Source organism: Streptomyces viridochromogenes DSM 40736 (assembly GCF_000158955.1).
GTDB lineage: Bacteria > Actinomycetota > Actinomycetes > Streptomycetales > Streptomycetaceae > Streptomyces > Streptomyces venetus.
The window spans coordinates 795311-805594 of the sequence record NZ_GG657757.1; the positions used below are offsets into that span (position 1 = coordinate 795311).

Consider the following 10284-nt stretch of genomic DNA (forward strand, 5'->3'; position numbering starts at 1 on the left):
GTTCTAGTTCTGGTGCTCGCCGTGAGCTGCCGCCTGCTGTCTGGGCTTCGGCTTCGTCCTCCAGCAGAACGCGGCCCAGCGCGCCCCCCTCAACGACTTCCTCTCCTTCCGCCTGCTGGTCGACCTGATGAAGCAACAGCCTTTCGCTGCCGGGCAGGTGGACGACCGGCTGGCGTACGAAGACGCCGCCCTGCTCGGTGGCCGGGAACAGGACGCGGGCCGGTCCCCAGGTGGCGCCCTCGTCCTGGCTGGCGCGCAGCCGGACCTCGGCGGTGTCCTGGTGTCCGGCGCGCTGGGCGGTGTGCAGGAGCCACAGGTCGCCCGACGGGGCCGGGAACAGGAGCGGGTTCTGTTCGGACCGGGTGTCGTCGGCGGAGAGACGGACCGGGACGGACCAGGTGTCGGCGTCCGGGGCGAGACGGGAGAACCACACCGAGATGTCGGCGACGCCCTCCTGGGTGCCCCCGAACCAGACGCAGCCGAGGTCGCCGCCGGGCAGGACGGTGAGGTTGGCGGCGTGGTTCTGCACGGCGGGGGCGGCCAGGTGGGTCTCGGCGCGGCCCGGCTCGGTGGGGTGGGGGCGCAGGGTGCCGTCGGGGGCGGTCATCGGGCCTCGCCTGCCTGGCGGGCGGCGTTCAGGTGGCCGGCGGCCGCCTGTTCGAGGTGGACGAGGTCGCAGGCCACGGTGGCGAAGGTGAAGCCCTCGGCGAGGCGTTTGGCTGCGCTCGCGCCGTCCGCGGTGTGGATGCCGGCCGCGATGCCCGCCCCGGCCGCGGCCGTGCGCACCGAGACGAGCGCGGCCTCGAACTCGTCGGCGAGCGCCGGGTCGGTGGACGATGCGCCGCCGAGCGCGATGCGCAGGTCGGAGGGGCCCACGTAGACGCCGTCGAGGCCGTCGGTGGCGCAGATGGCCTCGACGTTCGCCAGGCCCTCGGCGGTCTCGATCATCGCGAGGACGACGGTCTGGGCGTGGGCGTCGGCCGGATCGGGGCCGATGCGCAGGCCTGAGCGCATGGGTCCGTAGCTGCGACGGCCGTGCGGCGGGTAGCGTACGGCGGCCACCGCGTCGGCCGCGTCCTCGGCGGTGTCGATCAGCGGGACGATGACACCGGCGGCGCCCGCGTCGAGCGCCTTGCCGATGGGGGCCGGGTCGACCGCCTCCACGCGGACCAGGCCGACCGCCGTCGAGCCCTTGGTGTCGATGGCGGTGAGGGAGCGCAGGACGCCTGCGTACTCCAGGAGGCCGTGCTGCGCGTCGAGGGCGACGTAGTCGTAGCCGAGGCGGGCGATGCGTTCGGTGGAGACCGGGGAGTCCAGGACGGACCAGTAGCCGACGAGCGGTGCGCGGGAGCGCAGGGCGGCGGTGGCACGGCTGCGCGAATCACGCAAGAGGTCTCGCGCATTTCGCGCACCCCGTGTCATCATCAGTTCCACGAGGCAGCCCGACCGGGCCGCCTGAGGAGGTACCTGTGTCCCTCTCCGAAGCCGGCCCCGGCGGCCCCGCCCGGGCCGTCCACCGGCCCGTGCTCGCCCTGGCCGACGATCTGTCCGGTGCCGCCGAGACCGCGGTGGCGCTGCGCTCGCCCGCCCGGATCCTGCTGGGGCCGGCCCCCGAGCCGGTGGCTGCCGAGCCCGGCGAGGCCCTCGTCGTCGACCTCGACTCGCGGCAACTGCCCGGGGCAAAGGCGGCACGCGCGGTACGCGACGCCACGCACGCGGCCCCCGCCGGCACGGTGCTGTTCAAGAAGATCGACTCGCTGCTGCGGGGCAATCTCGCCGCCGAGGCGGCCGCCTATGCGCAGGACGGCGCGGGCGTGGTGATCGCGACCGCGTTGCCGGCGGCCCGGCGTACGGTCCTGGGCGGTGTCGTGCGCCTCGACGGGACCCCGCTGCACGAGACGGACGCGTGGCGTGCCGAGACCCGGCCCGCCCCGCTCTCGGTCGCCGACGCGCTCGGTGACCTGTCGTCGGCTCCGGTGCCGCTCACGGTGGTGCGCGGCGCGCCCGGCGCGCTGCGGGAAGCGCTGCGTGCGCGTTTCGCGCACGATCGGCATCCGGTGTGCGACGCGGAGACCGAAGCCGACCTCGACGCGATCGCCGCGGCGGCCCTCGAACTGGGCCCCGGAGTAAGACTGTTGGGCACCGGCGGACTCGCGGGCGCCCTGGGGCGGCTGCTGGGCACGCCCGTGCCCGCGCGACTCGCCCCGTACGCAGGGGACAGCGTCCGGCCGCTCCTGGTCGTCGTGGGAACGGCCGAGCCGTCCGCCCGCGGACAGGTCGCGCACCTCGTCGCGGACGGAGCCCACCACGTCGCCCTCGGCACCCGCGAGCTCCTGCGCTCCCCGCGACGGCTCGCACCCCCGGTCGCCCCTGTCACGGTCGTCCGCATCACCGGCGCGGCCAGTCCCGCCCTGGCGCGCCGGCTCGTCGCCGCGCTCGCCGACACCGTCGCCGACGCGGCGCAGGGCTGCGACCTGGTCCTCACCGGCGGCGAGACCGCCCGCCGCGTCCTGGACGGCCTGCGCATCACCGACCTGCGCCCGGTGGGCCAGGTCCACCACGGCGCGGTGGTCTCCCGTACGCCCGACGGCCGTTCGGTCGTCACCCGGCCCGGCAGCTACGGCGAGGCCGACTCGCTGCGGCGCATCGTCCGGGCGCTGCGCCCCGCACCCGTACAGCACGTTCCGACCGACCCCACAGGAGTAGCCCCGTGAACGCAGTCCCCTCCACCGCCACCGCCGGTCACACCGCGGCCACCGCAGCGCCGCTCCCGGTCATCGCGGTGACCATGGGCGACGGCGCGGGCATCGGGCCCGAGGTCATCGTGCCGGCGCTGCTGCACTCCGACACCCTGCGCAACTGCCGTCCCGTGGTCGTGGGCGACGCCGAGCGCCTGCGGCAGGCGGCCGGCGTCCTCGGCATCACCTGCGAGATCGTCCCCGTCGACACCCCGGCCCGGGCGGAGTTCACGCCCGGCCGCGTCAACGTGATCGACCTCGGGCTGCTCCCCGCCGACCTGCCCTGGGGCGAGCTGTCCGCCGTCGCGGGCGACGCCGCCTACCACTATGTACGTGTCGCCGCCGAACTCGCGCTGCGCTGCGAGGTGGACGGCATCTGCACCGCGCCGCTCAACAAGGAGGCTCTGCACGCCGCCGGCCACCTCTACCCCGGCCACACCGAACTCCTCGCCCACCTCACGGGCGTCGAGGAGGTGTCGATGATGCTGTCCACGCCCAGGGTGAAGGTCATCCACGTCACCACCCACATCGGGCTGATCGACGCGGTCAACCGCATCGAGCCCGGCCTGGTGGAGCGCACGGTGCGCCGCGGCCACGAGGCGATGGTGCGCGCCGGGACCGCCGACCCGGTGATCGGCGTGTGCGGTATCAACCCGCACGCGGGCGAGAACGGCCTGTTCGGCTACGGCGAGGAGGAGGAGAAGATCGTCCCGGCGCTGGAGACGGTCCGCGCCGACGGCATCGACGCCCGCGGCCCGCTGCCCGCGGACACGGCGTTCTACCTGGCCTCGCGCGGCGACTACGACCTCATCGTGGCGATGTACCACGACCAGGGGCACGGCCCGGTCAAGGTCCTCGGCATCGAGGCCGGGGTCAACCTCACCGTCGGCCTGCCCGTGATCCGCACCTCCGTCGACCACGGCACGGCTTTCGACATCGCCGGTACGGGCCGGGCCGAGGCCGGTAGCATGGTCGAGGCCCTGCGCCAGGCCGCCGAGATGTCGACCGCTCCGGCCGCCCGCTGACCTCGCTCGGCGGCAGGTACGTTGTACGGCCCAGGACCTTAAGGACACGAAGAACCGATGTCTGTGATCGGATCCAAGGCGCGGCGGGACCGCATCGTCCACCTCGCCACCACCACCGGCCTCGCGAGCGTCGAAGAGCTCTCCCAGCTGTTCGGCGTGACGGCGTCGACCATCCGCCGCGACCTGGCGAAGCTCACCACGGACGGCCGTCTGGCCCGCACCTACGGCGGTGCCATGGCGCTGGCCGCGCACCCCGAGGCGTCACTGCGGCAGCGCGTGGGCGAGGCCTTCGAGGCCAAGCAGGCCATCGCCCGCTGGGCGGCGGCACAGGTACGTCCCGGCGAGACCCTGCTGCTCGACGCCGGCTCCACGGTGGGTGCGCTCGCCCACGAGCTGCGCACGGCCGAGGACATCACCGTGGCGACCACCGGGCTCACCGCCCTGCAGGCGCTGTCCGACGTCGAGACGGTGCACGTGGAGTGCCTCGGCGGCACCCTGCGCCCGCTCAGCCAGGGCTTCGTCGGACCGCTCACCGAAGCGGCCCTGGAGCGCATGACGTTCGACCGGGTCTTCCTCGGCACCGACGGCATCTCCCCCGAACACGGCATCTGCGAGGCCGACCTGCGCCAGACCCGCCTCAAGGAACTGATGGCACGCCGCGCCGACCACGTCTACGTCCTCGCCCACGCGGCGAAGCTGGGCCGCCGCCCCTTCCACGCCTGGACGGCGTTGGGTGAGGGCTGGACGCTGGTGACCGACGACTCGGCCGACCCGAGCGTGCTCGAAGCGCTGCGGGCGCGCGGGGTCAGGACCGTGACGACGACTCCGGAGCCGGTGCCGGTCGCGCCGCGCGGCGGCGACGGATAGAGCCGCACAGGTTCGAGGCGCCGGACGGTGCCGGTCATGAGGGCGCCGTGCCCGTGGCGGTGGCGCTCGGCGCCCCGGCCCCGCTGCCCCCGAAGCGAATCCCCTTGGCGGCCTCCCGAAGTCCGCAGCCGAGGCCAGGTTCGGGCCGCGGGGCGGACAACGGGGACCGGGCACAGCGCGCACCACGATCGGGCCAAGTGTCGGCGGCATCCGCTAGCGGGGAGGAACCCGCCTTCTCGGCGTCGTGACACCGCCTGACGCGGCGGCGTCGAGGAGGCGGCGGAAGGTGGGGCATTCCAGGTGGCGGGGTGCGGGGCACGCGGCGGCGTGCCGCAGGGAGTCGCGCAGGGCGCCCAGTTCACGGATCCGGCGGTCGAGTTCCTCGGCCTTGTCCGTCAGCATCCGCCGGTCGATGCGCGGCTCCCCCTCCGGCGTGAACATCAGCGCGATCTCGTCGAGCGAGAACCCGGCCGTCCGCCCCAGCGCGATCAGCGCCAGCCGTTCCAGGACGCCCGGGTCGTACTGGCGTCGCAGGCCGCGCCGGCCGGTCGAGGCGATCAGCCCCTTCTCCTCGTAGAACCGCAGTGTCGAGGCGGGCACCCCGGCGCGCTGCGCCACCTCGGCGATGTCCAGCTCTGTCATTGTCTTGACCTCAAGTCGACTTGAAGTAGAACGCTGTCAGCACGGCACGACGAAGGCAAGCAGAGGGGACCGCGAGCATGGACGCCGAGCGCAGGGCCGACGAGGAACAGGCCGACGAGGAACAGGCCGCCCGCTGGAACGGGCGCGCCGGACACGCCTGGGTCGATCTCCAGGCGGTGCTGGACGAGATGTTCAGGCCCTTCGAGGACCTGCTCGTCGAGGCGATGGCCTCCGAACGGGCGGGCCGTGTGCTCGACGTGGGCTGCGGCACGGGCGGCATCACCCGGGCCGTCGCCCGACGGGTCGGGCCCTGCGTCGGTGTCGACATCTCCGGCCCGATGATCGAGGCCGCACGGGCGTGGGCCGAGCGGGAGGGCGTTCCGGCGTCCTTCGTCCGCGCCGACGCGCAGGAGCACGCGTTCGAGCCGGGCACCTTCGACGCCGTCATCTCGCGTTTCGGCGTCATGTTCTTCGACGACCCCGTGCGGGCCTTCGCGAACCTCCGGAGCGCGGTCCGGGACGACGGTGTTCTCCGGTTCGTCGTCTGGCGCGATCCGGGCGAGAACCCGTTCATGACGACGGCCGAGCGCGCCGCCGCCCCGTTCCTGCCCGACCTCCCCGCCCGGCGCCCCGACCAGCCGGGGCAGTTCGCCTTCGCTGACGCGGAGAGGATCCGCCGCGTCCTGGCGGAGAGCGGCTGGGCGGAGGTCGGCATCCGGCCGGTCGACGTGGTCTGCAGCTTGCCGGAGCGGGACCTGGTCCGCTACTTCACCCGGCTCGGCCCGCTCGGCATGTTCCTGCCCGAGGTGGACGAGCAGACCCGCGCGCGGGTCGTCGAGACGGTCCGACCGGCCTTCGACCCCTTCGTGCACGGGTCGGAAGTCCGCTTCACCGCGGCCTGCTGGGCGGTCGGCGCCCGGGCCTCGGAGGCGAAACTTTCGTGAGGCCCGGCCCCCTTTCGTGAGTGCGGGCGCCCGGCCCATAGTGAGATCGATATGACGCCCAAGAGAGCACTGGTGGTCCGGGGCGGCTGGGAAGGGCACCAGCCGGTCGAGGCGACGGACCTGTTCCTGCCCTTCCTGCGGAGCAACGGATACACCGTCCGGGTCGAGGAGTCGACCGGCGTCTACGCCGACGCCGCCGAGATGGCCGGCACCGACCTCGTCGTGCAGTGCGTCACGATGTCCCAGATCACGCGCGAGGAGCTGGCGGGGCTGAGTGCCGCGGTCGTGGCCGGCACCGGCTTCACCGGCTGGCACGGCGGCATCGCCGACTCGTTCCGCGCGTCATCCGACTATCTGCACCTGGTGGGCGGCCAGTTCGCCACCCATCCGGGCAAGGAGCCGTGCGAGCGCCGCGGCGGGGCGGAGGACAACTTCCTGCCGCACACCATCGCCCTCACCGAAGCCGGCCGGGAGCACCCCGTCACCGCGGGCATCGAGGACTTCGAGCTGCACACCGAGCAGTACTGGGTGCTCCACGACGACCTCATCGACGTCCTCGCCACCACCACGCACCCGACCCGGCCGTGGGAGCCCTGGCACCGGCCGGTCAGCTCACCGGCGGTCTGGACCCGCCGTTGGGGCTCCGGACGGATCGTGGTGACGACACCGGGGCACAGCGTCGACGTCCTGGAGAACCCCAACGTCCGCACCATCATCGAGAGGGGCATGCTGTGGGCGACGCGCACCGCGTCGGTGTCGTAGGGCTGGGCGTCATCTCCCGTGCCTACCTGGACACGCTCGCGGGCCGTTCCGCCGTGCGGGTCACCGCGGTCGCCGACCTGGACGCCTCCCGGTCGGCGGCCGTCGCCGCGGACCTGCCCGGTGTCCGGGCCCTGACGGTGGAGGAGTTGCTGAGCAGCCCGGACGTGGACACGGTGCTGAACCTCACCACCCCCGCCGCGCACGCGGCGATCGCCCTCGGCGCCATCGGCCACGGCAAGCACGTCTACGGGGAGAAGCCGCTGGCCGCCACGCTCGCCGACGCGCACGCCGTCCTCGATGCCGCCGCGACGGCGGATGTCGGGGTGGGGTGCGCGCCGGACACCGTCCTCGGCACCGGGGTCCAGACCGCGCGGGCGGCCGTGGCGTCGGGGAGCATCGGACGCCCGCTGTTCGCCTCGGCCGTGATGGTCACCCCCGGCCACGAGCGCTGGCACCCCCACCCCGACTTCTACTACACCGAGGGCGGCGGGCCCCTGCTCGACATGGGGCCGTACTACCTCGCGTCCCTGATCCACCTCCTCGGTCCGGTACGGGCCGTGACGGGGGCGTCGAGCCGGCTGCGCGCCGAGCGGGTCATCGGTTCCGGTCCGCGTACGGGCGAGCGCATACCGGTGGAGGTGGACAGTCATGTCTCCGGTGTGCTGGAGCATGCCGACGGGACGCTGACGACGATCACGACGAGCTTCGACGGGGTGGCCACCACGGCGGCCCCGATCGAGGTCCACGGCGAGCGGGGGACGCTCGCCCTCCCGGACCCGAACCGCTTCGACGGCGACGTACGGCTCTTCGAACTCGGCGGCACACAGTGGCGGACCCTCCCGCCGTCCGCGGGCTACGCCGACGGCGCCCGCGGCGTCGGACTGCTCGACTTCGTCGCCGCCGACGACCGACGGGCGCCGCGTGCGAACGGCGAACTCGCCCTGCACGTGCTGGAGACGATGACCGCCCTGCTCCGTTCGTCGGCCGAGGGACGGCGGATCGAGCTGACGACGTCGGCACAGCCACCCGCCCCCGTACCGCTGACGGCCGCCGAGGAGTGGGGAGCCCGGACCGCCCCGAGCCCCGCGTGACGGGGCCGAGTCCGGGGTCAGTCCACGGGCCAGGTGTGTGCGGGCGCGTTCATGTGCATGTAGTCCATGTACGTCGTGGTCATCTGCCGCAGCGCCTCTCGCCGGTCCGAGATGCCGGCCTTCTCCAGGTGGTGGACGGTCTCCACCTGCCACAGGGCGCCGTTGCGGGCGGTGACGCAGCGCTGCTCGACGATGCCCAGCAGGGGTTCACGCCAGGCCGCGTCCAAGCCGGCCAGCTGCAGGCCCCGGTGGGCGAGCGGCAGCAGGCGCCGCAACACCAGTTCCGTGACCGGCACTTCACCCGTTCCGGGCCAGTACAGGCGGGCGTCGATGCCCTCGCGGGAAGCGGTGTGCAGATTCTCCTCGGCGACCGAGAAGGACATCCGCGTCCACACCGGCCGGTCCTCGTCGACCAGGGCGCGGGTCAGTCCGTAGTAGAAGGCGCCGTTGGCGATGGTGTCGGCGACGGTGGGGCCTGCGGGCAGCACCCGGTTCTCGATCCGCAGGTGCGGTCCGCTCCCGGTGACGGCGTAGACGGGGCGGTTCCACCGGTAGATCGTGCCGTTGTGCAGGGTCAGTTCGCCCAGCTGCGGGATGCCGTCGCGGTCCAGCACCTCCTGCGGGTCCTCGTCGTCGCACAGCGGCAGCAGGGCCGGGAAGTAGCGGACGTTCTCCTCGAAGAGGTCGAAGACGCTGGTGATCCACCGCTCCCCGAACCACACCCGGGGGCGTACCCCCTGGGCCTTGATCTCCTCCGGCCGGGTGTCGGTGGCCTGCTCGAACAGGGGGATGCGGGTCTCGCGCCACAGTTCCCTGCCGAACAGGAAGGGCGAGTTGGCCGCCAGGGCGATCTGCACCCCGGCGACGGCCTGGGCGGCGTTCCAGTAGTCGGCGAACTGCTTGGGGGCGACCTGGAGGTGGAACTGGGTGCTGGTGCAGGCGGCCTCCGGTGTGATGGTGTCGGCGTACGTCGACAGGTGCTCCACGCCGTCGACCGTGATCCGCAGGTCCTCGCCGCGCGCCGCGAAGATCTGCTCGTTGAGCAGCTGGTAGCGCGGGTCACCGGAGAGGGCGGACTCGCTCACGTCCGACTCCCTGAGGGTCGGCAGGATACCCACCATGATCAGGTGAGCGCCCACGGCGGAGGCCCGGTCCTCGGCGTGGTTGAGGGCGTCCCGGATCGCCTGCTCCCAGGCTCCGGGGCCGCCGGTGGTCAGCTCCCGCGGCGGGATGTTGATCTCCAGGTTGAAGCGGCCCAGCTCGCTCGACCAGGCGGGGTCGGCGATAGCCCGGAGCACGTCCGTGTTGCGCATGATCGGCAGACCGTGATCGTCCACCAGGTTGAGCTCGATCTCCAGCCCGACGTGGGGGCGCTCGCTCTCGAAGCCGGACTCGCGCAGCATCCGGGCCAGCACTTCGAGGTCGGTGTGCATCTTGGCCCGGTACCGACGGCGGTCCTCCCGTGTGAACACCAGGGCCGGCACGTCACGTCCCATCGTGCTCCTCCCGAGTCCCCCCGGCGGATACCTCTCGTCCCAGAGTCGCACCTTGTCGTAATGGCCGCACCCACCTAGCCTGACTTTGTGCCGCAAATAAACAAACCCCGAACGCACAGTGTCGTGCCGGGCAACGGCGACTCCCTCACCCGACTCCGTGTCGCCATCACCGTCTTCTTCGCGCTGGACGGCTTCGTCTTCGCCGGCTGGGTCGTGCGCATCCCCGCCATCAAGGAGCAGACCGGCGCCTCCGCCAGTGCCCTCGGCCTCGCCCTCCTGGGCGTCTCGGCCGGGGCCGTCGTCACCATGATCCTCACCGGGCGCCTGTGCCGCCGCTACGGCAACCACCAGGTCACCGTGGTCTGCGCCGTGCTGCTCTCCCTCAGCGTCGCCCTGCCCCCGCTGGCCCACTCGGCCCTGGCGCTCGGCCTGGTCCTGCTGATCTTCGGCGCGGCGTACGGCGGCATCAACGTCGCGTTCAACAGCGCCGCCGTCGATCTCGTGGCCGCGCTGGGGCGGCCGATCATGCCGAGCTTCCACGCCGCCTTCAGCCTGGGCGGCATGATCGGCGCCGGGCTGGGCGGACTGGTCGCCGGCGCCCTCTCCCCCACCCGGCATCTGCTGCTGCTCACCGTCGTCGGACTGCTCGTGACCGCCGTGGCGGGCCGTACCCTCCTGCGGTGCGAGCCCCCGGCGCCGCCCGAGCGCACGCGGCCCGA

10 protein-coding genes and 2 pseudogenes are annotated in these 10284 nt (G+C 73.2%); 8 read left to right on the forward strand and 4 right to left on the reverse strand.

What is annotated here, in order from left to right:
- A pseudogene (locus tag SSQG_RS43865) lies at nucleotides 1–154 on the forward strand (DMT family transporter); the annotation flags it as partial.
- A 69-nt stretch (nucleotides 155–223) separates the two neighbouring features.
- Here SSQG_RS43865 and SSQG_RS03595 read toward each other — a convergent pair.
- Together SSQG_RS03595 and SSQG_RS03600 are read right to left on the reverse strand one after the other, a co-directional pair.
- A pseudogene (locus SSQG_RS03595) lies at nucleotides 224–607 on the reverse strand (exo-alpha-sialidase); the annotation flags it as partial.
- Entirely contained in the window at nucleotides 604–1389 is a 786-nt protein-coding gene (locus SSQG_RS03600; RefSeq protein ID WP_039931875.1) for an HpcH/HpaI aldolase family protein, read from the reverse strand. The gene SSQG_RS03600 and the pseudogene SSQG_RS03595, both read right to left, overlap by 4 nt.
- Before the next feature lie 80 nt (nucleotides 1390–1469).
- On the opposite strand from SSQG_RS03600, the gene SSQG_RS03605 reads away from it, so the two are divergent.
- From SSQG_RS03605 to SSQG_RS03615, 3 genes are read left to right on the forward strand one after another with little or no spacing between them, the layout of a single operon-like run.
- Nucleotides 1470–2714, forward strand: coding sequence for a four-carbon acid sugar kinase family protein (locus tag SSQG_RS03605; RefSeq protein ID WP_244299039.1), 1245 nt, complete (start codon nucleotides 1470–1472; stop codon nucleotides 2712–2714).
- On the forward strand, nucleotides 2711–3763 hold the full coding sequence (pdxA, locus tag SSQG_RS03610; protein WP_244299041.1) for a 4-hydroxythreonine-4-phosphate dehydrogenase PdxA: 1053 nt from the start codon (nucleotides 2711–2713) through the stop codon (nucleotides 3761–3763). The genes SSQG_RS03605 and pdxA overlap by 4 nt, the downstream gene beginning before the upstream one ends.
- A gap of 57 nt (nucleotides 3764–3820) precedes the next feature.
- A complete protein-coding gene (locus tag SSQG_RS03615) occupies nucleotides 3821–4630 on the forward strand; it encodes a DeoR/GlpR family DNA-binding transcription regulator (protein WP_039931877.1) in 810 nt (269 codons plus the stop codon).
- 213 nt (nucleotides 4631–4843) lie between these two features.
- Here the strand turns inward: SSQG_RS03615 and SSQG_RS03620 are convergent, their stop codons facing one another.
- Entirely contained in the window at nucleotides 4844–5272 is a 429-nt protein-coding gene (locus tag SSQG_RS03620; RefSeq protein WP_003988342.1) for a helix-turn-helix domain-containing protein, read from the reverse strand.
- A 77-nt stretch (nucleotides 5273–5349) separates the two neighbouring features.
- On the opposite strand from SSQG_RS03620, the gene SSQG_RS03625 reads away from it, so the two are divergent.
- The 3 genes from SSQG_RS03625 to SSQG_RS03635 are packed head-to-tail and all read left to right on the forward strand — an operon-like array spanning nucleotide 5350 to nucleotide 8069.
- Nucleotides 5350–6216, forward strand: coding sequence for a class I SAM-dependent methyltransferase (locus SSQG_RS03625; protein ID WP_003988343.1), 867 nt, complete (start codon nucleotides 5350–5352; stop codon nucleotides 6214–6216).
- Between the two features lie 51 nt (nucleotides 6217–6267).
- Nucleotides 6268–6978, forward strand: a complete 711-nt coding sequence (locus SSQG_RS03630; protein WP_003988344.1) for a ThuA domain-containing protein — start codon at nucleotides 6268–6270, stop codon at nucleotides 6976–6978.
- Nucleotides 6948–8069 (forward strand): Gfo/Idh/MocA family protein, encoded by a 1122-nt coding sequence (locus tag SSQG_RS03635; protein WP_003988345.1) that lies wholly within the window; start codon nucleotides 6948–6950, stop codon nucleotides 8067–8069. The genes SSQG_RS03630 and SSQG_RS03635 overlap by 31 nt, the downstream gene beginning before the upstream one ends.
- Nucleotides 8070–8086: 17 nt before the next feature.
- Here SSQG_RS03635 and SSQG_RS03640 read toward each other — a convergent pair whose 3' ends face one another.
- Nucleotides 8087–9565, reverse strand: coding sequence for a glutamate-cysteine ligase family protein (locus SSQG_RS03640; protein ID WP_003988346.1), 1479 nt, complete (start codon nucleotides 9563–9565; stop codon nucleotides 8087–8089).
- A gap of 123 nt (nucleotides 9566–9688) precedes the next feature.
- On the opposite strand from SSQG_RS03640, the gene SSQG_RS03645 reads away from it, so the two are divergent.
- Nucleotides 9689–10284, forward strand: a 596-nt coding sequence (locus SSQG_RS03645) for an MFS transporter (RefSeq protein WP_158680993.1), incomplete at its 3' end; no start/stop codon positions are given.